A 24,778-nucleotide genomic window follows, 5' to 3' on the forward strand; every position below is an offset into this window, starting at 1 on the left:
TGGGAATATCTGGACGATATAGTCCACAAAGTTCGATGGTCCCATCGGGTGAGGAGCTTCAATGTACGGATCCTGGAACGCGGTCGACCTGAGTGTGGTTGAGCACGAGCGCTGGCTCGGGGTACCCCACGTCGAGCATGTCCGCCGATCTCGCCGCAGCGCTCTCATCTCGCCAGTCGTGGTGTGACTGGGACGTGTTCTTCTCCTGGCTTCGGGAGACTGGTCGGATCCGGCCGATCATCACCCGCCATGGCCTACCGGACCCCGATGAGTCCCTTGAGGACAAGTTCGCGCTGAACGGGCGAACCACGTTGAGTGCGGCGGCTGGCCCTCGGCGCTCTCGCTTTGACATGTAGTCGGGCCACCAAGTTGATCAAACCTAGCGAAGGAACAGATATGGACACAGCGCTCTACGACCGGATCCGCGAAGCGATCCTCGACGTGCCGGTCGGCAAGGTGTCCACGTACGGGCACATCGCGATGCTCGTCGGCGCGCCGTCCCCGCGCATGGTCGGGGCGCTGCTGGCCGAAGAGGGATCCGATCTGCCGTGGCACCGGATTCTGCGGTCCAACGGGACGCCGACGCCGCACCTCGTGGCTGAGCAGCTTCAACGGCTGCGCGCGGAAGGGGTGATCTCGGTTGGTCAGCGGGTGGATCTTCGTGAATATCTATGGGACCCCCAGGGCGGGCTCGCCGACTGATCTCGAGTTCGTGCACGTGGCCGTTCGCCGGGCGCGGTTCAGTCGGCTCGCAGCCTGCGTGACGCCTTACGCTGTCAGGAACGACTTGATGTGGTCGAGGGCCATGTCCAGCGCGGTCCTCATCGGTGTGACGTCGTGTGCCGCCTCGGCGAGCAGATAGCCGCCTTGCAGGGCTGCCATCAGGCCGGTCGCGAGTTTGCGGGTGTCGGCGGCGGTGCTCAAGTCCCCGGCGTCCCGCATGCGCTCCAGGCCGTCGGCGATGAGCTTCTCCCAGGCGGCGAAGTAGGTCGCCAAGGTCACGCGCGAGACTTCGTCCTGATCGGACAGTTCGCTGGCCATGGAGCCCAAGGCGCACCCGTAGGCGCCTTTTTGCAGGGCGTTGTTCTGCACCAGCGCGTCCCGCCAGCGCTCGAGACCGTGGAAGGACCGCAGCCGCTGGAGCGATCGCTGTTCGCGTTCGAGGATCTGCTCCGACCGGAGGGAGACCACCGCGCGCACCAGTGCCGTCTTGTCCGGGAAGTGCTGGTAGAGCTGGGACTTGCTGGTGTTGCTGATCGCCCGCACATCGTCGAGTGTGGTCGCGTTCACGCCCTTCACGTACATCAGGTTCGCCGCGGCGTCGAGGATGCGCGCACGTGTCGCCTCGCCGCGAGATGTCAAACGCGTCTTCGCGCTGGCTTTCGGCGAGTCGGTCACGGTGCCGAGATTACCCTCCGTCGGGGTCATTTCAGGGCCTCGCCATCGTCTGGCAGTCGAGCGGTGCTCGCGATGGGTTCACTCCGCAGCGCGAGAACAGAGCGTCGACGTTGACCATCTGAGGACCACATGGTCCAGTCTTGGATGTGGGTTGGTGTCGGTGGTCGAGGCAAGAACATCGAGTGGCAACTCTCGGTAGATGTGGTCGACCAGGCGGGGATCGGCGTGCGCGTCGGCCCGGTCAGGTGGGCGGCGAGCCTTCGGTGGCGAACGTTTCGATGTGGTCGACGGCGGCGGTCAGGGCATCGCGCAGGGGAGTGGCGTCCCGCTCGATTTGCGACAGGAGCATGCCGCCTTGGAAGGCGGCCATCAGCAGTTCGGCCAGTTGTCTCGGGTCGGCGTCGGCGCGCAGCCTGCCGCTGTCGCGCATCCGGGCCAAGCCTGCTCGGAAGAGGTCTTTCCAGCGCGTGAACCCGGCGGCGAGTCGGGCGTGGACGTCGAGGTCGGTTTTGACGATCTCGCCCGCCAGGGAACCGAGGCTGCACCCTTCGCGGTACGCGCCCTCGTAGGCGATGTAGAAGGCGGCCCAGTCGCGCAGGGCCGCGATGCTGTCGAGGTCGCCGAACCGCCCGTCGGTGTGCAGGTCGAGGATCTGGTTCGCCCGCCAGTCGATCACCGCCGAGACCAGGCTCTCCTTGTCCGGGAAGTAGCGGCCGAGCTGTGAGCCGCTGACCTCGGCTGCCCGGCGGAGCTGCTCGTTGTTCGTCCCCTGCACGCCGTTGCGGTAGATCAGCTCGGCGGCCCGCTCCAGGATGTGCGCCCTGGTGGCCAGCCCCTTGGGGGTCAGCCTGTCCGGATCGATCGCCTGGTTCGCCGTCATGCCCGCCATTCTAGCAAGAAAATGGGCCCAGCGGCCCAATTGGGCGGCCGGGCCCATTTTGGCTTGACAACCCACTCGTGCCGGTGTTGAGTAGTCGCTAGTTGGTCTAAATGGTCCAGAAATGATGGGGGAACGTCATGGCGGAGGTCATCCGGAGCAGCGCCCACGGGCGGCTGCGGAAGATCGAGGAGCAGATGGCCGCGCTGAGCACGGAGGCGTCGACCCCGGAGACGCGCCAAGCGTTCGGCGGCCTGTGGTTCCAGCGGGAAGCCGTCCTGCAAGAACTGCGGGGAACGTGGCCGATCGGCGGCCGCCAAGCCTCGACACCCGTCATGACCGCCACCGCAGGGAAATGAGTGAAAGCCGTGAACCAGAACACTTCCGCCTCTCCCGACCCCGCCGGGCAACACGACCTCTTCGACGAGCTGGAGCCCGCCGTCGACACCGCTTTCGGCACCACCAGGCGCATCCAGCTGGACGACACGTCGTGGGTCGACCACGTTCCGGGCTGGATGCAGGGCAGCGGACACCTGTTCGACCAACTGCTCAACGAAGCCCCGTGGGAGCAGCGGTACCGCATGATGTTCGGTCGTCGCTTCCAGGAACCGCGCAACACCGCCGAATACCCCGACATCGCCGATGCCCCGCTGGAGTTGCTGCACACCGTCGCGGGCGCGCTGTCCGACCAGTTCGGCGTGCCGTACCGCAAGATCTGGATGAACCTCTACCGCACCAACCGCGACTCGACCGGCTGGCACGGCGACCTGATCGGCAAGGTCCAGGAAACCAGCACCGTTCCAGTCCTGAGCCTCGGTGCGACCCGCCGGTTCCTGATCAGGCCCGCCGACGGCGGCAAGAGCGTCTCGCTGACCCTCGCGTCCGGCGACCTGGTCGTGATGGGCGGCCGCGCCCAACGCGACTGGCGCCACAGCGTTCCCAAGCAGAGCACCCCCGCCGGGCCGCGGATCAGCGTCAACTTCGCCCCGATCCTCCCTTGATCCACGTCGTTCACCAGGAGGCACAAGCCATGGATCTCATCAAGCTCACCACCGAAGGGCACCTCGCGCGCAGGTTCGACCTGTCCCGCACGGTCCCCGACGAGACCGTCGAGCAGATCCTCGAGTTCCTGCGGTCGACACCGAGCTCGGTGAGCGTGCAGCCGTGGCACGCGCTGGTGCTGCGTACCGCCGAAGCTCGGCAACGCCTCGCCGATCACCTCGGCATCGACTTCGAAGGCAACGTCAAGAAGGTCCTCACCGCCTCGCACGTCCTGATCATCAGCACCCTCACCGACCTCACCGACGAGACCCTCGACAGTCGCTTCGCCCGCGAAGAAGAAGACGGCCGGTTCCCGGACGCGGCCGTCAACGCGGGCTGGCAGGCGATGGTCCGGGACTTCGTCGACCAGCGCCGCTACGACAACAAGGACGTCCAGCACTGGATGGAGAAGCAGACCTACCTGGCCGTCGGCATGACGATGATGGCCGCGGCCTCGTTGGGCGTCGACGCCGCTCCGCTGGAGGGCTTCAACCCGCGTTCCGTGGACACCGAGTTCGGCATCCGCGACTCCGGTTACACCACGACCCTGATCCTGTCGCTGGGCTACCGCGACACCACTGTCACCGCCGCGGGCGCCAAGTCCCGACTGCGCCGCGACGAACTGTTCACCCTCGTCGACTGACCTGTCCTCGGAAAATCAAAGGAACGCCGGACTCATGGATCAGACCACTCAGCTCGCCGTCGACATCTCGGTGCTCGAAGCGCTCAACGCCGACTACATCCACTCCGACCAGTTCAACGACGTCGCCCGCTACGAGCAGATGCTCGCGCCCGACTTCCTCGTCCAACTACCCGACCTCAAGACGCGCGACCGCGCGGCGTTCCTCGACATGATCGCCCAACCACGACCCTTCACCGGCCTCACCGCCCACGACGTCACCATCCGCGTCTTCGGCGACGTCGCCCTCGTCCACGGCCGCGTCACCTACACGACCGTCGCCGACAACGTCGATCGCGAAGCCCTCTACACCGACACGTACCGGCGCTGCGACGGCGGCTGGACCTGCGTCGCGGCCAGCGTCATCGCCCAGGGAGTCTGAACCCTGTCCGACGTCCAGCGCGTCGGCTCCGCAGACCACGAACCACTTGTCGAGCTGTTCCTGTTCCGAAAGGACACTCTTTCATGTCGGACTCTCAAGCACGCGAACGGTACGAGCGTTTCGCCGCGCTGCACGCGCAGGACAAGCCGTTCATCATGCCGAACGCTTTTGACGGCCTGTCCGCCGCCGTCTTCGCCAACGCCGGTTTCGAGGCCGTCGCGACCTCGTCCGCGGCGTTCGCCTTCACCCTCGGACGGCTGGACGGCAGTCACGCCGTCAGCCGCGACGAACACATCGCCCACAGTCGACTGCTCACGAGGGCCAGCAACCTGCCCGTCAACGGGGACTTCGAGGACGGTTACGGCGACACCCCCGACGACGTCGCCGCGACCGTCGAAGCCGCCATCGTCGCGGGCCTGTCAGGCATCGGGATCGAGGACACCTCCGGCGACCCCGCGCGACCGATCCGTGATTTCGACGACGCCGTCTCCCGCGTCCGGCGCGCCGCCGAGGCGGCCAAGGGACGCATCGTCCTCACCGGACGCACGGACAACTTCATCCAAGGACGCCCCGACATCGATGACACCATCCGCAGGCTGACCGCTTTCGCCGAGGCGGGCGCAGACGTGCTGTACGCCCCGTACCCGCCCACCCTCGACGACATCAAGCTGATCGTGCGAGCCGTCGCACCCAAGCCGGTCAGCGTGTTGATCCGCCCGGCCGACCGCGCCGTCACCATCGCCGAGCTGCGGGACGCGGGCGTGAAGCGCATCAGCCTCGGATCCGATCCGTACCTGCACGCTCTCGACGCACTGCGGACGGCAGCCGGGAAGCTCGCCGCGGGCGACCTGGAAGCCCTGCCCTACACGTTCGGATTCCGCGAGGCGAGCAAGCTGCTCACGCGATAGCTGTCGGCAGAGGACAAAGCGGTTGCGCCCTTCGGTGCTCAGGACACCATCCAAGCCCCGACCCCGCCTCACAGCGGCTAGGTGCGCTTGTCTTTCACGGTTTGTGGTCCTTGACGGTCGCGACGACTCGCGCTGCGGCGTCGTGCGGGTTCTCGTGCTCCCATACGCGCACGACCTCCCAGCCCGCGTCGCGCAGCCGCCGCGTGGTGTCCTGGTCACGGGCCCGGTTCGTGCGGACCTTGGTCGTCCAGTACTCCCGGTTCGTGCCGGGCTCGACGTAGTGCTGGGCGCAGCCGTGCCAGAAGCAGCCGTCGACGAACACGGCGACCTTCGCCCGGCTGAACACCAGGTCCGCCCGTCGGCGCAGGCCCGCCAACGGCGGCGCGTCCACGCGGTAGCGCAAGCCCGTTGCGTGGACCAGCCGGCGGATCGCCAGTTCGGGGCCGGTGTCGCGCGACCGGTTGCCCTGCATGGAGCGGCGGACCGCAGGCGTTGACGCCCAAGACCCGGCTTGTTTGCTCGTCTCGTTGCCAGCCACATCTCGAAGACGTCCCAGCGCGGTCGAATGTGAGGTCTCCGCAGGCCGACGTGGCGCGCCGACAGCCCACCGCCAGAGCTTTTCCTGGAACCGCTCTCGCCCCTACCGTCCCGAACGGGACCAGCGACGCCTCCTACGCATTGGCGCACAACGGATCCAGACCGACGCCCGCGCCGGCTACACGGCCGCGAGCCGGCGACCCGATTCCCGCGAGTTCGACCAACCGAGGACAGGAGCGCCCGTGGAAGGCACGACGCAGGACGACCGCCCGACCGGCGACCAGCGAGCCGGGGAGTCACCCGTCCAGCGCGCGTCGGTGATGAGGTTGATGCTGGCGTCCCCGCTGTACCGGGGTGCCGCGATCGCGCTCTTCCTGTCCGGGCTCGGGTTCTCGGCGGCCGCGCCGCAGATCGCGTCGTTCCTGGTCAACGACCTGGGCGGGTCGTTGACCGCGGCGGGCCTGTACTACCTGACCAACCTCACCGCGCCGGTAGCGGGCTACCTGGTCGGCGCGCGATCGGACCGGACCGGCCACCGCCTGGGCCTGTTCCGGCTGTGCGCGCTCGCCGGGTTCGCGGGCTGGGCGGGCATCGCCTACTCGACGCACTTGTGGATGCCCTACGTCCTGAGCGCCGTCGTGCTCGGCTTCGCGGGCGCCGCCACCTCCCAGCTGTTCGCCGCCGTCCACGACGAGATGGCGGCCCACTCGAGTCCGGGTGACGACGGCGTCGTGGCCGCGGTGCGGATGGCCCTGACCGCGGGGTGGGTCATCGGCCCGGTCGCCGGGGCTTTCCTGGCCGCGCACACGTCATTGCGGACCATGCTCCTCGCGACGGCGGTCTGCACCCTCGCCCAGATCGTCCCGGTCTGGACCCTGCGCACGCCGCCCGCGGTGTCCACCGCGCAGGATCCCGGACGGCTCCTGCGCGGTCCCGGCGTGCGGGCGATGCTGCCGCTGCTCACGTTCACCGGCCTGTACGTCCTCGTCTACGCCGGGGAGTCGATCAAGTACGCGTACCTGCCGATCTACATGAACGACCGGCTCCACTTCCCCTCCGGGCTCAGCGGCGCGGTCATCGGCATCCAGCCGTTGGTCGAGATCGTCCTGATGCCGCTGGCCGTGCTCGTCGCCCGCCGGACCGGGATGGTGCCGCTGATGGTGCTCGGCGCCGGGTTCGGGGTCGCCGCGAACCTCTGCTTCGCGTTGACCGGCACCGCCGTGGGCCTGTTCGCCGGGCAGATCCTCATGGGCGGCGTGTGGGGTGTCTTCGCCGCGCTTGGGATCACCGTGGCCCAACAGTTGCTCCCGACGGCCGTGGCCACCGCGTCGGCGATCTTCCTCAGCTCGACCGCGCTGAGCTCCGCCCTGGGCGGGGCACTCGGCGGCATCGGAGCGGCCGGGATCGGACTGCCGCTGGTCTTCCTCATCCCGGCCGCACTCGCCCTCGCCGCGGCCCTCGGCCTCGCACTCCTGGCGCGCTCAACGTGACGTCGTGCTGCCCCGCACCACCAGCTCCACCGGCAGGGTCTGCCGAACGCCGGAGCCGACATCACCGCCGAGCAGCAGGCGGGTCGCCGCGACCGCCATCTCCTCGACCGGCATCCGCATCGTGGTCAGCGGCGGATTGGCGCACGCCGCGGCCACGCTGTCGTCGAACCCGACCAGGCTGACGTCATCGGGGATCGTGCGCCCGAGCGCGGTGATGGCCTGCGCCGCACCGGCCGCCACCAGGTCGCAGGCGACGAACACGGCGTCGATCTCCGGGTGCGCCGCCAGCAGTCGCCGCGCCGCGTCGTCACCGAACTCCCGGCGGAAGTCGCCGGTCTCGCCGATCTCCGGCAGACCGAACTGCCTGATCGCCCGCAGGAAACCGTCCTTGCGCTCGCGGGCGTCCGCGCTGTGCTCGGGACCGTGGACGGCCGCGATACGACGCCTGCCCAACCGGTGCAGGTACTCGACAGCCGCGTACGCGCCACCGGCGTTGTCCGCCTCGACCGCGGGCATCGACGGCGACGTCGCCGCCAGCGACACCACCCTGCGACACCGCTGTCGAAACCGCACGGCCGAGGCCACGGGGACATCGGCCAGCACGATGCCCACGGACGCCTGCGCCGCGATCGCGTCCACCACCTCGACACCAGCGGACCTCGGGAGGGCCTGCACGCGGACCTGCACGTCCGTGCCCTCCAACGCCGAGACGACACCGGCGAGCACCCGGCTGTAGTAGGGGTGCGAGCCGAGCCACCCGATGACCGGTCCGTCCGTGACAGCCACGACGTCGACCGCCCGCTGCCGCCCGGACGCCAGGGCCCGCGCGGTCTGATCAGGCTCGTAACCCAACTCGGACATGGCCCGACGTACTCGCTCCCGCACAGCAGGGGAGGCCCCCGGCGCGTTGTTCATGACCCGCGACACCGTCGCACGCGAGACGTCCGCCCGTGCCGCGACGTCGTTGATCGTCAGCTTCGACCTGCCCACGAAGTGCCTCTTCCCGTAGCGCGCCCACCGCGATCCTGCCGGTTCCACGACCGAAAGCACCAGCGAGCCATCGACCTCCGCGCATCCGCCCGAACCAGAACGACACACGCCGCTCACGACCAGGGGTGGCCGCGGAGGGCGTTGAAGTCCACGTAGGACTCGGTGTGGATGATCTGGGTGGCGGCCAGCAGGATGAGCTGGTCGACCTCCCTCCAGTCGACCGTGTCGGGCGGGCGGAGGACCAGGCCCGGCAGGGCCGCCAGCAGGCCGGTGACCATGTCCGCGGTCACCCGGTCGCCCAGTGCCATCCACAGCGCCTTCCGGTCCGGCGGGGCGAACACCACGGCGGTGAGCGGTGTGCCCGCGAAGGACACGACCTTGTGGTCGATGGTGCCGCCCGTCTGGGACCACTTGCCCGACACCGCGTCGAGGCTGGTGTCGAGCAGCACCACCACGTCGCCCACGGCGTCCAGGGCGGGCTTCCAGCGCGCGAGCCACTCCGTCGCCCACAGGCAGCTGCCCCCGAGGCACAGGTGCACGGGCCCGCGATCGCCCCACTCCTCGACGAGGCGGAGGAGGTGCTCGGGTTCGGCGAGTTCCACGTGCCAGAGCACGTCGCCGCCCTCGCCGTCGTCCGCGACGGCGCGCACGGCCACCACCGGCTCGGCGGGCCGGGCGGCCAGCGTCGCGGCGGCGTCCTGGTCGAAGCGGTAGGTCTCGGTGAGCCGGTGGGCCAGGCGGACGTTGACGCTCAGCGTCGGCACGCCGCCCAAGCGCGAGGTCAGGTCCGCGACGCGCACGACCTCGTCGATGTCCACGTCGCGATCGGCGACGAGCAGCCTGCTGTCCAGCAGGTCGTCGGCGAGCCGGTGGACCACGTTCCGCAGCACGGTCTCGGAGATCACCTGGTCGTTCAGCGGGTCGGGGTCGGGGAGGAACTCCGGGCCGTCCCCGCCCAGCAGGCGCAGGGGCGCGACGGCGTGCTCCAGGTCGGCCCGGTGGTCGAGCAGCGTGGCTCCCCGCGAGGTCAGGTGCTCCCCGATGACCGCGTACACCTGGCTCTCCCACAGCAGCCACGCCGGTTCGAACTCGTCGTCGATCGCTGCGCTGGGTGGCCGGTCGGGCTGGTCCGCCCGCAGCGCTTCCTCGCCGAACGCGTCGCGCACGCGGGCGTCCGCGGCCGCGAACGCCGACGCCACCACGTCGGGGGCCGCGAGCAGCCTGCGCCACCGCTCGTCGGGGTGGTCGGCTTGCCGCAGGTCGGCGATGGTGAACGCCTCGGGCCCGACATCCGCCAACGTCGCCAGTACCGGCGACTGCATGCAGGACCAGGCCACCGCGCCCGCCGCCAGTGCCCGCCGATGAGGACCGCGGACGGGCCGGAGCAGCGTGTCGAACGCCCGGTTGAGCGGTTCGTAGTCCGGGTAGACGGCGAGCGCCTCGTCCAGCGCGCCGTGCCGGGAGACCACGACGTTCACGCTCATGAACGTGGCGTAGGCCTCCTGCACCGAGCGGCAGAGGTCGAGCAGCGGGACGAAGTGGTCGTCCCGCCACGCGGGCGTGCGGGCCACCAGGTGCAGGGCCGCGCCCCACGCGGTGTTGTCGGTGAGCGTCAGGTGGTGCGCCTCGTGCATGTGCACGATCTCCTGCCGCACCCGGTCCGACCCCGACAGTCGCAACTCGAACCGCCCTGGGTGGTAGAGCCCGGAATCGACGCCGCGGTCGCCCGACAGCAGCAGCGCGTCGAGGTGGTCGGCGCTCACGAGGCCATCTCCACCCGCAGCCGCACGCCGCCCACGACCGTGATCTCCGCGGCGTCGCGCGCCGCGTCGAGGAAGTCGGCGAAGTCGAGCGCGTTGACCTGCTTCGCCAAGCGGTCGGGCACCCTGGTGGAGGTGATCCTCAGTACCACCTCGGTGGTGCCCGCCACCTCGGTGACCACCAGATCGCCGATGGCGGGCAGCAGCCGCGCCACCCAGACGACGGAGTTGTCGGCCACGTTCTCCCGCACGAGGGCGGCGGCCGTCAAGGCCCAGGTGATCGCCTCGCGGTTGGCCGCCGTTCCCAGGTCGATGCTCCACTCGTCGGCGTGCAGTTCGAGGTAGCCCTCCGGTCGGCGCGCTCCGCTGTCCCACTCCAGGCTCGACAGCTTCGCGGTCGCCTCGATGAAGTCGTCCTCGCCGGTACCGCCGACGGCGTTCGCGACCTGTTCCAGGTCCGGACGGCGGATCTTCCCGCCCGGCACCTTCGCCTTGGCGAGCAACGCGTCGAACCTGTCGTCGTTCTGCTTGGTCACCTTCGCTCCTCCAACCCCGTGAACCCCACGGAGGACTCCGTGCGCACCAGGTGCAGGGCGGCGGCGCGGGCCTCCTCCACCTCGGCGTCCGGCAGGGCGGACTCCGTGAACGCCGCGCCGAGGGCGGCGCGGATCTGGTCGAGCAGCAGGGTCGTGGTGATGCGGTCGCCCACCGCGAACCACGGGTGCCGGTTCCCGTTCAGCCGCAACACCAGCACCACCGCCGCCGCGTGCGCGGGATCGTCGAGCAGCAGCCTGGTCGCCCGGACCACCGTGCCGCCCGCGCGCCATCCGGGCAGGAAGCGCTCCGCCTCCACATCCACCAGCACGGCGTTGACGCCCGGCAGTTCCGGCAGCCACGCGTCCCGCCACCTCGCGTCCGCCAGGCAGGAGGTCGGCACGCAGCACACGATCGGTCCGCGGAAGCCCCACTCGTCGGCCACCTCGTGGAGTTCCTCGACGCTGTCGACGACCCGGTGCAGGACGGTGCCCTCGGTGTCGATCAAGCGCACCGCGACGACCGGCCCGCCGCCACCCGGCGGCGGGCCGGCCCAGTCGTACTGGTCGGCGAGCGCCGCGGACTGCCGCACGTCGACGAACAGGTGGGGCACCTCGTCGATGACCGTGGTGGCGGCCGCCGCGGCGACCAGGCGGTCGACGGGCAGCGACACCACCCGTGCGGGGAAGCGCTCCCGCAGGTCGTGCGTCATCTGCTGGATGATGGCGGCCCTGAGCTCGTGGTCGTCGAGCACCGGCTCGTCGGGCGCGACCCCGCGCAAGCGCAGGCCGGGCACGAGCGCCGTGACCGCGGCGGCGGCCTCCCGGTGGCCTTCGTAGTCGAGCACTGCGACGCCGGGGAGTTCTCGCCGCACCGCGTCGTACACCGCGATCTCCCACACGCGCCAGTGGTCGTCGTGCTCGGCGGCGGAGGTGACGCCCAGCCGTTCACCCCCGGTGTCCGCGTCGAGGAGTGCGCGGCCGAACATGGCGGCGGTCGCGTCGTCGGCGGCTTCGGCGACGCGGCGGGCCAGCTCGGGACCACCGGCGAACAACCGGGCCCAGCGGCGGTCGGGCAGGTCCGCCGCGCGCACGTCGGCGAGGCTGATCGCGTCGACGCCGCGGTCGACCACGGTGTCGAGCACGGGGGATTGCATGCACGCCCTGGCGAGCGCGGTCACGACGGTCAGCTTGCGGTTCGCGCCCTCGACCCCGGCGAGCAGCGCGGTCATCCCGTCGTGCAGCGGCACGTAGGCCGGGTAGGCGTCGAGCACGCCGGGCGACGGCCCGAAGTGGGCCTCGACCGTCTTCGTGCTGGAGTAGGTCGCGAACGTCTCGTGCGTCCTGCGCGCCACGTCGAGGAAGTCGCCCAGCGGTTGGCCGGGGACGCGGGCCAGCGCGTGCAGCAGGACGCCCCACGCGGTGCCGTCGTTCAACGCGCAGTGGTGGACCTCGTGCGAGTAGACGATGGCGTCGAGCACCTCGTCCCGCCCGGTCAGGCGGACTCGCGCGCCTCCGGTCGGGGTGTACCGCCCGGAGCCGACCGGGCCGTCGAACAGCAGGCGCGCGAGGTGGTCCTCAGCCATCGGCACTCCTCTCCAGCGCGGCCAGGTTGGCGGTCACCACGGTCAGCTCGCGGTCGAACCGCCCGTGGTGCCGGTGGTTCAGCTCCTCGTACCGCGACCGCGCCTCCAGCAGGCACTCGCGGGCCGCCTCGGGGTCGTCGTCGCGCAGCAGCCTGCCCAGGGTGTTCAGGGAGCCCGCGTACGGGCCGAGGTACGCGTCGTTGCGCACGCGCGCCAGGTCTCGGCGGTGCTCCAGCGCCTCCCGAGCCGCGGCTACGTCGCCGGTGGCCGTCGCCAGGTTGTCGAGGACGTCCGCCAGCAGGGACAGGTAGGTCGGCCGGTCGCGCGCGACGAGGTCCCGTGCGATCACCGCGGCCGCGCGGGCGAGTTCTCCGGCCTCGGCCGTGTGACCACCGGAGCGCAGCCGCACCGACTGGTTGTGCAGCGCTGTGGCGTGCTGACCGCGGTAGTTCGGGCCGAGGTCTCGGAATCCCGCCACAGCGAGCGCACCGGCGTCGACGGCGCGCTCGCCGGTGTCGAGTAGCGCCAGCACCGCCCACGCCTCGGCCTTCACCGCGGGCGAGGGCGACTCGACCTGGTCCAGCGCCGCCGTCACCGCGTCGTCCCGCCGAACGCCCAGGTAGGCGGCCCGCGCGGCGAACCGGAGCGCCAGGCGGGACACCAGGTCTCCGTTCGGATCGTCCCGGTGCGCCTGCCAGGCGCGTTCCTCCAACCGGAGCGCCAGGGGACCGAGGACCAGGCTGCGCCGGGGCAGCGCTCCGACGACCACGTCCAGGTCCTCGGTGCTCAGCTCCGCCGTGTGGTCGGCCATGGCGGCCACGAGCGCGTCGGGTTCGGTCGTGGCCGCCACGGCGACGACCACCGCCGGGATGAGCCGGGCGGGGGCCTTCGCGATCGCGGCACCCAGCCGCGCCGCCAGGTCGGGGTGCCGGGCGGCAGGCGCGGCGAGCCCGGTGAAGGCCCGCACCGCCTGGTCGAGGGTCACCGCGGGCAGCAGGTCGAGCAGGTCGGGGTGCCGGGCCACCGTCCTCGTCACGTGTTCCTCGGTCAGGCGCCTGGACGCCATCGCGTTCAGCGCGCCGATGCCGGGGTACAGCTCGCGGGCCCAATCCCCGTACCGCCCCACGACGTCGGGTCCGTTGACGGCGAAGGTCGGCAGCAGGCGCAACGTGGCGAGCGCCTCGGCGTCGTCGGACGCGCCGAACAGGCACGCCGCGGCCACCACCTGGGCGAACCGCGCGGGGTGCGGGTCGGGGAGCCGGTGCGCCGGCGCGGTCGCCACCCAGTACTGGCGTTCGAGTTTCAGCAGGTCGTCGACCGCGGTGCCGAGCACGTCGGCCAGAGCCGCCTCGTGCGCGTCCAACGCGGTCGGGAACGCGGGTGGATCGGCCGCGGTCGCGGACACCGCGGCCTCCGCGGCGAACGCGCGGTGGGCGGCGAGGAACTCGGCCCGGTCCCCGGTCGGGGTCGGCAGGACCCGCACCGACACGGGCGGCACCGGTGTTCCGTCCTCGTCGGCCAAGTCCTCGAACCAGTCGCCCGTCGAACGCGCCAACGCGAGCACCGCGACCCGTCGTCCGCCCTCGGGCCGGTAGGCCGCGGCGGACAACGCGGCCGCGAGCTGGGCGCCGCGGGTCTCCGCGCGGTCGAACACCAGCAGCGCCGGGCCGAGCGCCGTGTCCAGCCGTCGCAGGACGTCCGGCCGCGTCGTCGGGGAGACGAAGCCCGCGAGCCACCCCCTCGCGGCCATCCGTTCGCACAGCTCCACCGCCGTGCGGGTCTTGCCCGCCCCGCCCGCTCCCGTCAGCACCACCGGTGGGCCGGACGGGGTGAGGCACCAGCTCTCCAGGTCCGCGACCACGCCGTCCCGCTCCTGGAAGTCCACCAGCGCGCGGTGCGGATCCAGCAGCGCGCTGGGAGGTCCCGCGCGCGACGGCCGGGGACGCCGGTCGACGACGTCGAAGAACGCCAGTTCCGGCGCGACCTGCTCGACCATGCGCGCCAGGCGGGCGAGGTCGTCGTCGACGGTGCGGCGGCGCAACCTGGTGTAGTTGCGGACCACCAGCGGACGCAGGGACTCGGGGAGCACGTCGGGGTTCGGCATCTCGGTGTCGACGAGGACGGGGATGACCTCCACCCCGGCCTCGAAGGCGAACTCGATCTCGCGGCGCACCCAGTCGGCGGGATCCCGCAGGCGCCCGCCACCGGAGGCCGGGTCCGCCCACTCGCGGTCGATCACGGCCAGCAGCACCGAGGCGTCCCGGACGCGGTGCTCCAGCTGCGGCTGGAAGTCACCGGGCCCGACGGAGCGGCTGGCGCGGAAGACCTGCCTGGACCCGAACCTGCGCGAGAGGTCCAGGTCGAGCAGGGCCGCCACCCACGCCCCGTCCTCGTTCCGGTAGTTGATGAACACACCGCCCACGCCTCGACCCTCCACTCCGCGTGCTTCGTCACCGGCCCGCGCGGTTGTCGAACCGGACTTCCTCGCCCGCCAGGTGCGCCAGGACGAGCCCCAGCACCTCGTCGTGCGCTTCGAGGAACGAGGGGTCGGCCACCACCTGCCCGCCCGGCGGGTACAGCTCCGCCAGCGCGGCCTGGTGAACGCCCACTCCGGCGTGCGAGAGCGGACGCAGCATCAACGGCAACGCGTGGCCGTCCTGCTCGATCATCCCCACCAGGAACGGGACCACCCGGCCGAACGACTCGACGCGCAGGAAGGTGTAGGTGAACCGGGACTCCGCCACGTCCAGCCAGAGGTCCAAGTGCTCGGTGAGCGGCAGGTCGAGCAACAACGCGGTCCGCGCGGGCCGCCACCCGGCGGCGGCCGGGTGGTCGAGCAGGGAACACGGCACGACCGCGACCACGGGCAGTTCGCTCCCGTGGACCTCGGCGAGGTCGGTGGCCTGGCGCACCTCCACCACGTGACGGCCATCGTCCTCGCGAATCGTCCGGCGCACCACGCAGAGCACCTCGCCCGGAGGAGCAGCGCTCCCCGGCTCCCACGCGTAGTTGTCGGCCAACGACGTCGACCTCCGGACGGTGGCGAACAGGTGCGGGCGCTCCAGGTCGGCGGCCATCGACTCCAGGGCCGTGGAGCCGGGCAGGACGCGGGCGGGCAGGGGATCGGCGACCGAGAACCCCTCGGTCTCGGTGTTGCCCAGCACCACGGCCCGCGTCTCGGATTGGCGCAGCAGCCGACCCGGTCGGATGTCGACCGCGCCCGCGATCTCCTGGGCCGCGGACACGAGTTTCGGCGTCCACAGCAGGTGTTCGTTCACGCCGAGCGTGTCTTCCACGCCGAGCACCGAGGCCGCCGCGTCGTACATCGCCTCGTTGACCAACACCCACAGCTGTTCCAACGCGGGGTCGAACATCCGCACGGTGAGCGTGGTGGACTCCAGCAGCGCGGTGAGGCGCGGGTCGTCCGGAAGGTGCGCCCGCCAGTCGGGTCGAGCGCGGCGCAGCCGCCCGAACCGGCGGTCCGGCAGGTCGCGCTCCCGCAGCCCGGCCAACGAGAAGGTCTCCAGGCCCACGTCGAGCGCCCGCTCGATCACCGCGGTCTGCATGCACGCCCTCGACGCGGCGTGGGCCACGTGGAAGCGCAGGTACGGGCTGTCGAGCCCCGCGACGACGTCCGCCATCGCGTCGAAGTGCTCCCGGTAGGCGGGATAGCTCCGCACCACCCGGTCGCGGCTCCAGCCGAGCGCCAGCGCGGGCAGCCACGAGGCGAACGCCTCCTGCAACCGGCGGCTCGCCAGGGTGAGCGCGCCCGCCGTTTCGCGGTGCCGCTGGTCCCCGGTGGCGGTCCACAGGGCGTGGTACGTCCGCGCCACCGCCCCGAAGCTGGTCGAGTCCTGGAGTTGCTTGTGGTGCGACTCGTGCGCGGAGGCGAACTGCGAGCTGTTCGGGTGGTCACCGGGCTGGTGCAGGTGCCAGCGGTCGTGGTCGAAAGAGCCCGAGGCGGGCGTCGAGGTCATCGAGACCGCTCTCCTTCGCCACCGCGAAAACTGGGGAAATGCGCAGTCGAGCAGACCGCATGACGCTTTCCACCTTATCCGACCGCATAACTGCGGAATGCGTGAGCTTCGGGTTCGTCCACGTGAGAATGCATTCCCGCCTGTCCCATTGTTTCCTGGGAATGGAAAGTTCGACAGGTGCTGAGGGCGCGGGCGGCGATGGTGTCGCGGCGAGGTGGTGCGTGATGCCGCTACCGACGAACCCGGTGGCTTCTGGCGAGGACGTTCACTTCGTGCCCGCGAGGAAGGAGTTCAGGGTGTGGAGGAACCACTCCGGTGCTTCCTCGGCCACGAAGTGGCCGGTCGGCGCGACGAGTCCCGTGAGGTTGTCGGCGTGGGGCCGCAGGGCGTCCGTGGTCTGGGTGCCCACGGAGTCCCGGCCGCCGATGGACAAGACCGGCATGGTCAGTCGACGGGTCGCCAGCGCGGCCCGGTTCTCCCGGCCGTCGTCGAGCAGCGTGCGGTAGTGCTCGAAGCCCCCGCGGAGCCGATCGCGTCCCCGGTAGGCGTCGGCGTAGTAGGCGAGGTTCTCGTCGGTGAACGTCGACGGCGTGCTCCGAGCGCCGAACGTCGCCCGGATGAACTCGAGTTCGTGGCCGTCCAGCAGCATTTCCGGGATGGCCGGGGCCATGAAGAACCCGAAGTGCCACGAGCCCCCGGTGACGACGTTCATCGACTCCTCCAGGTCCACGCCGGGGAGGTAGGAGTCGAGCAGCACCACCGCCGCGACGTCGTCGGGGCGGTGCAGCGCCCAGGCGAAGGCGATCATGCTGCCGATGTCGTGCCCGACGACGACCGCGGGGCCCGCCAAGCCCAGTGCCGCGATCAGGCCGCGCAGGCCGTCGGCCTGGTCGGCTTTGCCGTACCCGTCGGCGGGGCGCTCGCTTTCCCCGGTGCCGCGCAGGTCCGGGACCACGACGGTGTGGTGCTCGGCGAGGGCGGGCATGACCTTGGCCCAGGCGCGGCCGGTTTGCGGCCAGCCGTGCAGCAGGACGATCAGTGGTCCCGCACCTCCCACGGCGGCCGACAGCCGGACGCCGTCGACGTCGACGGCTCGGACGTCGAAACCCTGGGGTGGCCAGGCGTGGTGAGCTGGCATGGGTGTGCTCCTGGTGATCACGAGGTGTGGTGGGTCAGGCGGGCATCGAGCTGAGTTCGCCGCCGCTGGCGACGACGACCGTGCCGTTGATGTAGGCGCTGGCCTCGTCGACGAGGAACCGGACGACGTGCGCGATCTCCTCGGGCTCGCCGATCCGGCCGCGGACGTTCGCCCGGCCCAGGACTTCGACGTGCTCACCGAGCATCGCGGTGGTGCCCGCGGTCCGGACGGGGCCGGGGGAGACGCCGTTGACCCGCACGCCGCTGGGACCGAACTCCGTGGCCCAGGACCGGGTCAGCAGTTCGACGGCGGCCTTGGAGGCGCCGTACGCGCCGCCGATCGGCGCGGGGGACGTCGCCGCCGTCGAGGTGATGGTGACGATGGATCCGCGTCCTCGGCGGGCCATGGCCGGGGCGAGCGCGCCGACCAGCAGGAAGGGGGCGCGGGTGTTGACGGCGAACTGCCGGTCGAAGCTGTCGGGGGTCGTGTCCGGTGTGGTGGTGAACGCGTAGACGCCCGCGTTGTTGACCAGGATCTCCACCTCGCCCGCGTCCTCGGCGAGAGCCAGCACCTCGTCGGCGTCGGCCAGGTCGGCGGTGACGAAGCGGGCGGTGCCACCTCGCGCGGTGATCTCCTCGACGAGCAGGGCGCCTCGCTCCGGGTCACGGCCGTGGGCGATCACGTGGATGCCGTCGGAGGCGAGCTGGAGGGCGACTGCGCGGCCGATCCCGGCGGTCGCGCCGGTCACGAGGGCGGTGCGGGTGGTGCTCATGGGGAGCGTCCTCGCTTTCTGGGTTGTTCTGTCCAGAAACGTAGGACAGGTTTCTGGATTGCGCAACCCAGTCTCGGCTATGCTGGCCGACGTGACCGAGGAGCCGAAGCCGCGCCGCCTGACCCCGAAGGGCAGGGCGACCAGGGACCGCATCATCGAGGCCGCGACCGCGCTCATCGCCCGCAACGGCGTGGCGGGCACCGGCATCGAGGACGTGCGGGCGGCGGCCGAGGTCAGCGGATCGCAGCTCTACCACTACTTCGACAGCAAGCAGGCCCTGATCAGGGCGGTCATCACCCGGCAGGCCGACTCGGTGCTGCAACCCGGTCAGCCGCGGGTGACGGCGCTGGACAGCTTCGAGGCGCTGCGCGCCTGGGCGGACGCCGCGATCGAACGGCAACTCGAGAACGGCTGCCGCGGCGAGTGCAACCTCGGGTCGCTCGCCGGGGAGCTGAGCGTGCGGGACGAGGAGTCCCGGACCGACATCGCCAACGGCTTCCTGCGCTGGAAGGACCTCATCCTCGACGGGCTGCGCGCGCTGCGCGACCGCGGGGAGCTGCGCGCCGAGGCCGACCTGGACGAGCTGGCGCTGGCGTTGCTCTCGGCGTTGCAGGGCGGCGTCCTGCTCTCGCAGACGATGCTCCAGGTCCGCCCGCTCGAAGCGTCGCTGAACGCGGCCCTCGCCTACATCGACTCGTTCGCCGTCACGTCCTGATCCAGCAGGCGGCCGGCCGCTGAAGTGCTCGCTCGGCGGTGCGGCCCAGAGGGCGGGGTCAGCTGGTCTGGTTCGGGGCCAGCAGGAGTTGGTGGAGGCCGGTGACCCTGAGCACGCGGGTGAGGAAGGCGGGCACGCGGTCCAGGATGACGGTCGTGTCGTTCCGGGTGCTCGCCTTGTACGCGGCGATGAACACGCTCAAGCCGCTGGAGTCGAGGAACTCCAGGCCTTCCAGGTCGATCACGAGGTCCGCTTCGCTCGCCAGGGAGACCAGGGCCTCTTCCAGGCGCGGTGCGTTGCCGACCGTCAGCACGCCCGTGACGGCGACGACCGCACGTTCGGGTTCGCGGGTCACCGACCACGACAACTCGTTCACCTGACCGGTTCTCCTTGGAGGACAAGGCCCTCGGTCCAGTGCCGTTGGACGAGGGTGTGCGCGACGGGGTAGTCGCGCAGCGTCGACGCGAGCACGACGCCCAGTTCGGCGGACAGCCCCGGATCGGCGTCGCGCGCGGTCAACAGGTGGTCGATCCACACCGCGGTCTCCGGCAGCGGTCGGGGGTCGTTGGTGAGCAGCGCCACGGACACGGCGTGCAGCGCTTGGTGCAGCACCTCGCGGGACACCTCGGTCACCGGGCCGTTCGTCGTCGTCGCGGACCACCGTGCGCGCAGGGTCTCCACCAGGTCGTGGTGGTTGATCTCGATGGCCGAGTGCTCGGCCATCAGCGATCGGGGCAGTGGCGGCACCCGGCGCACCACGGCGGGCAGGTCGCGCAACGCGTCCACCGCGCCGTGGGCGTGGGGCGCCCACGCGGTCGCGCCCAGTGCGCGGGCGCGTCGGTCGTCGCCGCCGAACGCCGAGCCGCCCACCATGATCGGGATGCCCGCGGTGGTGCTGGCCTCGATGAACCGGCGGGTCGTCGACATCGCGCCGAGCACCGAGCAGCTCACCGCCGTCGCGTCCGGTCCCACGTCGTGCAGGCACTGGCTCAACCGGGCGGGGGAGGTGCTGGCGCCGAGCAGGACGACTTCCCAGCCGTGCAAGCGGATCGCGGCGCCGACGATCATCGCGGGCAGCGCGTGCCACTCGCGTTCCGCGCACGCCACCACGACGCGCCCCCGCGTCACGGGGACGAGGTCCGCGAAGCGGTCGACCTCCTTGGTCGCCGAGATCGCGACGGCGGTGGCGGCGTGCTCCTTGGCGACCGTCCACTCGCCGCGCTGCCAGCGTTCGCCTACAACGCGCTGCCCGCGGGCGATCACGTCGACGAGCACGCTGAGCGGGTCGACCCCGTCGTCGAGGAGTCCTCGCACCAACGCGACCGCCGCCTTTTCGTCCACTGTGGACAAGGCGTGGTCGAAGGCCTCGGTGGGCAGCCCGTCGGACACCGTCACCGCTCGCAGGACACCGCTAGCAGGGCGATGTCGTCGTGGGCGCGGCCGTCGAGGTGCTCCACGACGCTCTGCTCGACGGCCTCGCACAACGCCACCGGGCCCGCCCCGGCGTAGGCGGGCAGCATGCCGAGGAGCCGGTCCATGCCGTAGAAGCCCTGGGAACCCCGCGCCTCGTCCACACCGTCGGTGAACATCAGGAGCGTGTCGCCGGAAGCGATGTCGACCCGCACCTCGGTGTATTCGACGTCCCGGACGACGCCCGCGGCCATGCCCGCGACGTCGACCTGGCCGACCTCGCCGGTCGCGTGCACGACGATGGGCGGCGGGTGCCCGGCCACCGCGATGTCGACCGCGGCCGACGTGCCGTCGGCGGACGGGCGGACACGAGCGCAGACCACGGTGACGAAGCGCGAGGAGTCGTCGTCGCACAGCACGTTGTTCAACACGGCCAGGATCGCCGACGGGCGGCGGTCGAAGTGCATCGCGGTCTGGATGCTCTGCCGCGCGCGGCCGGTCAACACCGCTGCTTCGACGCCCTTGCCGCACACGTCGCCGAGCACCAGCAACCAGTCGTCCTTCGACCCGTGGACGTCGTAGAAGTCGCCGCCGATCTCCAGGTGCTCCGCCGCGGGCCGGAACCGGGCGGACACCCGCGCGCCGGGGATGGTGGGCAGGGCGGGTGGGCGCAGGCTGGCTTGCAGCACGGACGCGATCCGGCTGCGCTCCTCGTAGAGCCTCGCGGAGTCCAGCGCCATCGACGCCTGGTCGGCGATCAGCCGGGCGAACTCCACCTCCTCCTCGGGGAAGCCGCGACCGGCGCCGCGGATGAGCGCGAGCGCGCCGATCGTGCTCCCGCGCGCGGTCAGGGCCAGGCACAGCACGTCCGCGGGGCGGAGTTCGACCGCCTCGTCGCGCAGGCGCGGGTTCGGGATCATCGTGGCCAACGCGCCGGTGCTGTCCAGTTCGAGCGCGACGTGCAGCAGTTCGTCGTGGCCGGAGCGCAGCACGCGGTCCAGGCCGGTTCCCTCGACGAACGGTCGCGGCGTGGTCGTGGTGAACGTCGGGTCGGCGCCGCCGTGCAGCGCGAGCCCGTCCGCGTCGTCGACCAGGACCAGCATCGCCCAGTCGGCCATCCGGGGGGTGATCAGGTCGAGCAGGCGCAGCACCGTGCGCCGGAGGTTGAGCGACCCGGCCAGCGCGCTGCTGATGTCGATCGCCAGATCGACGCGCAGGTGCGCCTGGGCCAGGAGTTCGTGGCCCGTGCTGGCGGCCTCGTCGCCCAGCACGGAAGCCTCAGCACGCAGCGCTTTTCGACTCCCGGTGGTCATGGTGTCCTCCTCCCCGACGCGTTCGGACGAGGTAGATCTTACCCGCGTCGTTCGTTCGGGGGCTCGGACGCCGGTCGCGGCCGTCCGGTCTCAGGCCGTCCGGAGGGCGTCCAACGCGTCGCGCAGGTCGCTGTGCAGGACGAACAGGTGCGTCAGGCCCAGGATGTTCAGCGAGCGGTGGATCTGGTCGGTGACCACCACGTGGAGGCGGGCATGGTGGGCGGAGAGGACGTCGCGGGTGCGCAGCATCGGGTCCAGGGCCACCGAGCCGAAGAACTCCACCCCGGACAGGTCCAGCACGATGTCCGACGGGGCTCGCGGGGCCTCGGCCTGGGCGATCAGGGAGGCGTGCAGCTGCTCGACCGTGGTGATGTCGATGTCGCCACGAGCCGTGACCACCGGCGAACCGGATTCGTCCTCGGTGACGAACAGCTGCAGTCGGCCTGCCGTCGAGTTGCTCGCGTCCACCGTGTTTCCCTGCCGTTTCGTCGCGCCGGATGCCGCCGGGAACGCTACCCCGAGGACGCCGCAGCGTGACGAGTCGGCCCAGGCAGGTCACGCGGGGTCACTCGAATGGGAGGAAATCGCATGACGACACGCTCGACGGGGTAGCCCGATGCGATGGAGCACCACGTCCGGTGGTGGAATGCACGGAGCCCGACTTGACGCCGACGTGGCGAACGAGGAGCACAACGATGGTCGATTCCGACACGACGACACCCTCGCGGTCCGCTGCCGGGCCCGAGGTCGAGCCCGTCGCGGGGACGGGGTCATCGCGTCCGGTCGTCGCCTCGGTGCTGTCCACCACCAGCCAGGTCTACCTGCCGGTGGCGGGCACCCGCCGCACCGCGCTGTTGACGATGCCGATCGTCCGCGACGACCTGGCCCTCATCCGGGAGGAGATCCGGCTGTCGCTGCGCTGGTGCTCGCCGGAGGTGGTGGGCGACGTCGAGCTGGTGGCCACCGAACTGATCTCCAACGCCATCGACCACGCCGGTCTCCCGCACCAGGTGACCATCGCCAGCTACGTGCCGATCACCGGGGAGTTCGCCGGTCGGGGTGAGGTGCTGATCGAGGTCCTGGACGGTTCCCGCGACGTGACGCCGCTGATCAACCAGTCCACCGCCGGCAGCTACCGGGGCAGGGGGATGCGGCTGGTGCAGACCTTGTCCCGGTCGTGGGGAGTGCTGCGGGGCGAGCGGACCAAGACCGTCTGGGCCGCGATGGCCCTGTCCTGACCCGCCGCGGGGGCCTCGTCAGGAGGCTGAACCCGCACCCACCAGCCCGGTAAGGGCGGCGTGTGCCGACGGCAGGTCCGGGAACGTCGTGAGCACCCCGTCCAGCCCGCTCAGCGCGAGCGGCAGCAGGACGCTGCGGTGCGCGGCGACCACTGCCAACCGGCTGCCCACGGCCTCGGCGTGGTGGTGCGCGCGGTCCAGCGCGGTGAGCCCGGCGGCGGAGAGCAACCGCACCGAGGTCAGGTCCGCGATCACCGCCCGCGGCTTCTTGCACAGGGCGAGGCCCAGGTCGATGGCGAAGTCGGGGGCGCGGGTCATGTCGAGGTCACCGTCGGCCTCGACGACGACGAGGTCGTGGTCGTGGTCGGCCGCGGGTGAGGGGATGCGAGGCATCTGTGGACCTCCTGGAGGTGGAGGCCACGAGAAAGGCGTAGTCGCCAGGCTCTGGTGAACCCGAGAACAAGGCTTCCGCGTAGCGAGAAATGCTGCTCGGACACCGGAAACGGTACGCCACCCGGTGCCGATGCGCCCAGAAGCGCAGGTGCGGGCGCTGTGTCGGCCGGCGTGGACCGGTCGCCAGTCCCTTCCACCGGACCGCACATCGCGGTGGTCCCGCGCGACGACGACGTCGGCCGCGCTGGCCGGTCGGTCGGCGAACCGCGGAACCCCGAACGTGGTGCGGCGTCAAGCGTGCGCTGGTCGGCGAAATGGGGTTCGCCGACCAGCGCCGCAGGTTTTTGGCGCGCGGTCCAGCGCACCAGGAATAGAGCGATCAGGGAAATGAGCAGGTTTTCCGGGGCTATTTGATGCCGAGTTCCGTGCAGATCGCGGCGAGTTCGGGAATGCAGACGTCCGAGGCTTTCACGGCTTGCGCGTCGATGACGGACTTGACCTTGTCCTTGGTGATGAGCTGCGCGTCCAGCAGCACCGATTTCACGTCGCGGTTGGTGGTGGTGTCCTTGCTGACCGCGGTGGCGATCTTGTCGGCTCCGGCGGTGTCGCCCTTGGCCAGGAGCGCGGCCAGTTTCGCGGTCGCCTCGGCCTCCTGCTTCACGGGCTTGAAGACGGTCATGTACTGGTCGCCGCGCAGCACGGCCTGGAGGCCGTCGGGGGTGGCGTCCTGGCCGGTGACCGGCACCTTGCCGTTGAGGCTGTACTTCTTGAGGACGGTGATGACCGCGCCCGCGAGGCCGTCGTTGGCGGCGACGACACCGTCGATCTTCTGGCCGTTGCGGGTGAAGATCTGCTCGAAGACCGTGCTGCCGATGACCGGGTCCCACTTCTCGATCGGCTGGGCCTGGACGAGTTTCAGGTCGCCGGAGGCGTAGAGCGGCTTGAGGACCTTCTCCTGGCCCTCGGTGAACTGGGTGGCGTTGTTGTCGGTCGGGGCGCCTTCGATCTGGATGACCTCGGCGCCCTTCTTGTCCTTCAGCGCCGTGGAGAGGGCGGTGCCCTGGAGTTGGCCGACCTTCACGTTGTCGAACGAGACGTAGTACTTCGACGAGCCGCCCAGGTTGAGGCGGTCGTAGTCGATCACGGGGATGCCCTGCGCCTCGGCCTTGGCGGCCACGGCCGCGCCCACCGAGGAGTCCGTCGAGGCGATGATCAGGACCTTGACGCCCGCGTTGATCATGCCGTCGGCCAGGGTGGTGAACTTCTGGTTGTCCCCCTGGGCGTTCTGGATGTCGGCGTCCAACCCCTCGGCCGTGAGGGCGGCGGCGAGGAGCGGCTTGTCGAAGCCTTCCCAGCGGGCGGACGTGGTGGTCTCCGGGAGGATGACACCGACCTTCGTGCTGCCGGCGGCGCTGCCGGACGGGCGGGAGGGAGTGGTCGGTTCGGGCGAACTGTTGGCCCCGCACGCCGTGATGGTCACGGCGAGGCCGGTGCCCACGGCGAGGAGGGCGAGTCTCCTGCTACGCATCCGTCATTCCTTTCGGACTGCACTGTTCGAAGGGCGGGCGGAGAATGTTGTGGTGCACAACATATGCCCAACGCGCAGTGGGCCGGAACCGTGCTGAATCGATGAAGTAGCGT

27 protein-coding genes are annotated in these 24,778 nt (G+C 70.9%); 10 read left to right on the forward strand and 17 right to left on the reverse strand.

What is annotated here, in order from left to right:
• Window positions 1-396: 396 nt before the first annotated feature.
• The gene (locus tag ACFWW9_RS12130) at window positions 397-702 is read left to right on the forward strand and encodes an MGMT family protein (RefSeq protein ID WP_390375066.1); all 306 of its coding nucleotides are present in this window, start codon (window positions 397-399) and stop codon (window positions 700-702) included.
• Window positions 703-768: 66 nt separating this feature from the next.
• Here ACFWW9_RS12130 and ACFWW9_RS12135 read toward each other — a convergent pair whose 3' ends face one another.
• Together ACFWW9_RS12135 and ACFWW9_RS12140 are read right to left on the reverse strand one after the other, a co-directional pair.
• Window positions 769-1,398, reverse strand: a complete 630-nt coding sequence (locus tag ACFWW9_RS12135; protein WP_390375069.1) for a TetR/AcrR family transcriptional regulator — start codon at window positions 1,396-1,398, stop codon at window positions 769-771.
• A gap of 241 nt (window positions 1,399-1,639) precedes the next feature.
• Window positions 1,640-2,278, reverse strand: coding sequence for a TetR/AcrR family transcriptional regulator (locus ACFWW9_RS12140; RefSeq protein ID WP_390375072.1), 639 nt, complete (start codon window positions 2,276-2,278; stop codon window positions 1,640-1,642).
• A gap of 137 nt (window positions 2,279-2,415) precedes the next feature.
• On the opposite strand from ACFWW9_RS12140, the gene ACFWW9_RS12145 reads away from it, so the two are divergent.
• The 5 genes from ACFWW9_RS12145 to ACFWW9_RS12165 all read left to right on the forward strand — a co-directional run bounded on the left by ACFWW9_RS12145 (window position 2,416) and on the right by ACFWW9_RS12165 (window position 5,285).
• Window positions 2,416-2,634, forward strand: a complete 219-nt coding sequence (locus ACFWW9_RS12145; protein ID WP_390375075.1) for a hypothetical protein — start codon at window positions 2,416-2,418, stop codon at window positions 2,632-2,634.
• 9 nt (window positions 2,635-2,643) lie between these two features.
• Entirely contained in the window at window positions 2,644-3,276 is a 633-nt protein-coding gene (locus ACFWW9_RS12150; protein ID WP_390375078.1) for an alpha-ketoglutarate-dependent dioxygenase AlkB, read from the forward strand.
• A 29-nt stretch (window positions 3,277-3,305) separates the two neighbouring features.
• On the forward strand, window positions 3,306-3,959 hold the full coding sequence (locus ACFWW9_RS12155) for a nitroreductase family protein (protein WP_390375081.1): 654 nt from the start codon (window positions 3,306-3,308) through the stop codon (window positions 3,957-3,959).
• A 34-nt stretch (window positions 3,960-3,993) separates the two neighbouring features.
• Window positions 3,994-4,377, forward strand: coding sequence for a nuclear transport factor 2 family protein (locus ACFWW9_RS12160; protein WP_390375084.1), 384 nt, complete (start codon window positions 3,994-3,996; stop codon window positions 4,375-4,377).
• Between the two features lie 83 nt (window positions 4,378-4,460).
• Window positions 4,461-5,285: an isocitrate lyase/phosphoenolpyruvate mutase family protein gene (locus ACFWW9_RS12165; protein WP_390375087.1), complete on the forward strand. Its 825-nt coding sequence runs from the start codon at window positions 4,461-4,463 to the stop codon at window positions 5,283-5,285.
• Window positions 5,286-5,379: 94 nt separating this feature from the next.
• Here the strand turns inward: ACFWW9_RS12165 and ACFWW9_RS12170 are convergent, their stop codons facing one another.
• Window positions 5,380-5,823 carry a very short patch repair endonuclease gene (locus tag ACFWW9_RS12170; protein ID WP_390375089.1) on the reverse strand — a complete coding sequence of 148 codons (444 nt, stop codon included), beginning with the start codon at window positions 5,821-5,823 and terminating at the stop codon, window positions 5,380-5,382.
• Between the two features lie 241 nt (window positions 5,824-6,064).
• Here ACFWW9_RS12170 and ACFWW9_RS12175 point away from each other — a divergent pair, with 241 nt between their 5' ends.
• On the forward strand, window positions 6,065-7,312 hold the full coding sequence (locus ACFWW9_RS12175) for an MFS transporter (protein WP_390375092.1): 1,248 nt from the start codon (window positions 6,065-6,067) through the stop codon (window positions 7,310-7,312).
• On the opposite strand, the gene ACFWW9_RS12180 is transcribed toward ACFWW9_RS12175, so the two are convergent.
• A complete protein-coding gene (locus ACFWW9_RS12180) occupies window positions 7,304-8,227 on the reverse strand; it encodes a LacI family DNA-binding transcriptional regulator (RefSeq protein ID WP_390375246.1) in 924 nt (307 codons plus the stop codon). The genes ACFWW9_RS12175 and ACFWW9_RS12180 overlap by 9 nt on opposite strands.
• Here ACFWW9_RS12180 and ACFWW9_RS12185 point away from each other — a divergent pair.
• Window positions 8,172-8,321, forward strand: a complete 150-nt coding sequence (locus ACFWW9_RS12185; RefSeq protein ID WP_390375255.1) for a hypothetical protein — start codon at window positions 8,172-8,174, stop codon at window positions 8,319-8,321. The genes ACFWW9_RS12180 and ACFWW9_RS12185 overlap by 56 nt on opposite strands.
• Window positions 8,322-8,415: 94 nt before the next feature.
• Here the strand turns inward: ACFWW9_RS12185 and ACFWW9_RS12190 are convergent, their stop codons facing one another.
• The 7 genes from ACFWW9_RS12190 to ACFWW9_RS12220 all read right to left on the reverse strand — a co-directional run bounded on the left by ACFWW9_RS12190 (window position 8,416) and on the right by ACFWW9_RS12220 (window position 18,068).
• Window positions 8,416-10,065: a hypothetical protein gene (locus ACFWW9_RS12190; RefSeq protein ID WP_390375095.1), complete on the reverse strand. Its 1,650-nt coding sequence runs from the start codon at window positions 10,063-10,065 to the stop codon at window positions 8,416-8,418.
• On the reverse strand, window positions 10,062-10,598 hold the full coding sequence (locus ACFWW9_RS12195; protein WP_390375098.1) for a hypothetical protein: 537 nt from the start codon (window positions 10,596-10,598) through the stop codon (window positions 10,062-10,064). The genes ACFWW9_RS12190 and ACFWW9_RS12195 overlap by 4 nt, the downstream gene beginning before the upstream one ends.
• Entirely contained in the window at window positions 10,595-12,181 is a 1,587-nt protein-coding gene (locus tag ACFWW9_RS12200) for a hypothetical protein (protein ID WP_390375100.1), read from the reverse strand. The genes ACFWW9_RS12195 and ACFWW9_RS12200 overlap by 4 nt, the downstream gene beginning before the upstream one ends.
• Window positions 12,174-14,603, reverse strand: coding sequence for a TIR domain-containing protein (locus ACFWW9_RS12205; protein ID WP_390375103.1), 2,430 nt, complete (start codon window positions 14,601-14,603; stop codon window positions 12,174-12,176). The genes ACFWW9_RS12200 and ACFWW9_RS12205 overlap by 8 nt, the downstream gene beginning before the upstream one ends.
• Window positions 14,604-14,631: 28 nt before the next feature.
• Complete coding sequence (locus tag ACFWW9_RS12210; protein ID WP_390375106.1) at window positions 14,632-16,158, reverse strand: hypothetical protein; 1,527 nt, start codon at window positions 16,156-16,158, stop codon at window positions 14,632-14,634.
• 265 nt (window positions 16,159-16,423) lie between these two features.
• The gene (locus tag ACFWW9_RS12215) at window positions 16,424-17,296 is read right to left on the reverse strand and encodes an alpha/beta fold hydrolase (RefSeq protein WP_390375109.1); all 873 of its coding nucleotides are present in this window, start codon (window positions 17,294-17,296) and stop codon (window positions 16,424-16,426) included.
• A 34-nt stretch (window positions 17,297-17,330) separates the two neighbouring features.
• A complete protein-coding gene (locus tag ACFWW9_RS12220) occupies window positions 17,331-18,068 on the reverse strand; it encodes an SDR family NAD(P)-dependent oxidoreductase (protein ID WP_390375112.1) in 738 nt (245 codons plus the stop codon).
• A gap of 91 nt (window positions 18,069-18,159) precedes the next feature.
• On the opposite strand from ACFWW9_RS12220, the gene ACFWW9_RS12225 reads away from it, so the two are divergent.
• Window positions 18,160-18,783 (forward strand): TetR/AcrR family transcriptional regulator, encoded by a 624-nt coding sequence (locus tag ACFWW9_RS12225; protein ID WP_390375115.1) that lies wholly within the window; start codon window positions 18,160-18,162, stop codon window positions 18,781-18,783.
• A 58-nt stretch (window positions 18,784-18,841) separates the two neighbouring features.
• Here ACFWW9_RS12225 and ACFWW9_RS12230 read toward each other — a convergent pair whose 3' ends face one another.
• From ACFWW9_RS12230 to ACFWW9_RS12245, 4 genes are all read right to left on the reverse strand, one after another.
• Window positions 18,842-19,159, reverse strand: coding sequence for an STAS domain-containing protein (locus tag ACFWW9_RS12230; protein ID WP_390375118.1), 318 nt, complete (start codon window positions 19,157-19,159; stop codon window positions 18,842-18,844).
• Window positions 19,156-20,178 (reverse strand): B12-binding domain-containing protein, encoded by a 1,023-nt coding sequence (locus tag ACFWW9_RS12235; protein WP_390375121.1) that lies wholly within the window; start codon window positions 20,176-20,178, stop codon window positions 19,156-19,158. Before ACFWW9_RS12235 ends, ACFWW9_RS12230 begins: the two co-directional genes overlap by 4 nt.
• Window positions 20,175-21,506, reverse strand: a complete 1,332-nt coding sequence (locus tag ACFWW9_RS12240) for a PP2C family protein-serine/threonine phosphatase (protein ID WP_390375124.1) — start codon at window positions 21,504-21,506, stop codon at window positions 20,175-20,177. Before ACFWW9_RS12240 ends, ACFWW9_RS12235 begins: the two co-directional genes overlap by 4 nt.
• A gap of 90 nt (window positions 21,507-21,596) precedes the next feature.
• Complete coding sequence (locus ACFWW9_RS12245) at window positions 21,597-21,974, reverse strand: STAS domain-containing protein (RefSeq protein WP_390375127.1); 378 nt, start codon at window positions 21,972-21,974, stop codon at window positions 21,597-21,599.
• Between the two features lie 227 nt (window positions 21,975-22,201).
• Here ACFWW9_RS12245 and ACFWW9_RS12250 point away from each other — a divergent pair, with 227 nt between their 5' ends.
• Window positions 22,202-22,744: an ATP-binding protein gene (locus ACFWW9_RS12250; protein WP_390375130.1), complete on the forward strand. Its 543-nt coding sequence runs from the start codon at window positions 22,202-22,204 to the stop codon at window positions 22,742-22,744.
• 18 nt (window positions 22,745-22,762) lie between these two features.
• On the opposite strand, the gene ACFWW9_RS12255 is transcribed toward ACFWW9_RS12250, so the two are convergent.
• On the reverse strand, window positions 22,763-23,137 hold the full coding sequence (locus tag ACFWW9_RS12255; RefSeq protein WP_390375133.1) for an STAS domain-containing protein: 375 nt from the start codon (window positions 23,135-23,137) through the stop codon (window positions 22,763-22,765).
• A 406-nt stretch (window positions 23,138-23,543) separates the two neighbouring features.
• Window positions 23,544-24,665: a sugar ABC transporter substrate-binding protein gene (locus tag ACFWW9_RS12260; protein ID WP_390375136.1), complete on the reverse strand. Its 1,122-nt coding sequence runs from the start codon at window positions 24,663-24,665 to the stop codon at window positions 23,544-23,546.
• Window positions 24,666-24,778 lie beyond the last annotated feature (113 nt).

Origin of the sequence: Umezawaea sp. NPDC059074, from assembly GCF_042738955.1 — a bacterium.
GTDB lineage: Bacteria > Actinomycetota > Actinomycetes > Mycobacteriales > Pseudonocardiaceae > Umezawaea.

Coding starts and splice junctions, on each gene's coding strand:
- ACFWW9_RS12250 (WP_390375130.1), top strand. CDS start 22,202: ATGGTCGATTCCGACACGACGACACCCTCGCGGTCCGCTGCCGGGCCC.
- ACFWW9_RS12220 (WP_390375112.1), bottom strand. CDS start 18,068: ATGAGCACCACCCGCACCGCCCTCGTGACCGGCGCGACCGCCGGGATC.
- ACFWW9_RS12185 (WP_390375255.1), top strand. CDS start 8,172: ATGGCCCGACGTACTCGCTCCCGCACAGCAGGGGAGGCCCCCGGCGCG.
- ACFWW9_RS12200 (WP_390375100.1), bottom strand. CDS start 12,181: ATGGCTGAGGACCACCTCGCGCGCCTGCTGTTCGACGGCCCGGTCGGC.
- ACFWW9_RS12260 (WP_390375136.1), bottom strand. CDS start 24,665: ATGCGTAGCAGGAGACTCGCCCTCCTCGCCGTGGGCACCGGCCTCGCC.
- ACFWW9_RS12165 (WP_390375087.1), top strand. CDS start 4,461: ATGTCGGACTCTCAAGCACGCGAACGGTACGAGCGTTTCGCCGCGCTG.
- ACFWW9_RS12140 (WP_390375072.1), bottom strand. CDS start 2,278: ATGACGGCGAACCAGGCGATCGATCCGGACAGGCTGACCCCCAAGGGG.
- ACFWW9_RS12155 (WP_390375081.1), top strand. CDS start 3,306: ATGGATCTCATCAAGCTCACCACCGAAGGGCACCTCGCGCGCAGGTTC.
- ACFWW9_RS12215 (WP_390375109.1), bottom strand. CDS start 17,296: ATGCCAGCTCACCACGCCTGGCCACCCCAGGGTTTCGACGTCCGAGCC.
- ACFWW9_RS12130 (WP_390375066.1), top strand. CDS start 397: ATGGACACAGCGCTCTACGACCGGATCCGCGAAGCGATCCTCGACGTG.
- ACFWW9_RS12255 (WP_390375133.1), bottom strand. CDS start 23,137: ATGCCTCGCATCCCCTCACCCGCGGCCGACCACGACCACGACCTCGTC.
- ACFWW9_RS12240 (WP_390375124.1), bottom strand. CDS start 21,506: ATGACCACCGGGAGTCGAAAAGCGCTGCGTGCTGAGGCTTCCGTGCTG.
- ACFWW9_RS12160 (WP_390375084.1), top strand. CDS start 3,994: ATGGATCAGACCACTCAGCTCGCCGTCGACATCTCGGTGCTCGAAGCG.
- ACFWW9_RS12210 (WP_390375106.1), bottom strand. CDS start 16,158: ATGACCTCGACGCCCGCCTCGGGCTCTTTCGACCACGACCGCTGGCAC.
- ACFWW9_RS12180 (WP_390375246.1), bottom strand. CDS start 8,227: ATGAACAACGCGCCGGGGGCCTCCCCTGCTGTGCGGGAGCGAGTACGT.
- ACFWW9_RS12145 (WP_390375075.1), top strand. CDS start 2,416: ATGGCGGAGGTCATCCGGAGCAGCGCCCACGGGCGGCTGCGGAAGATC.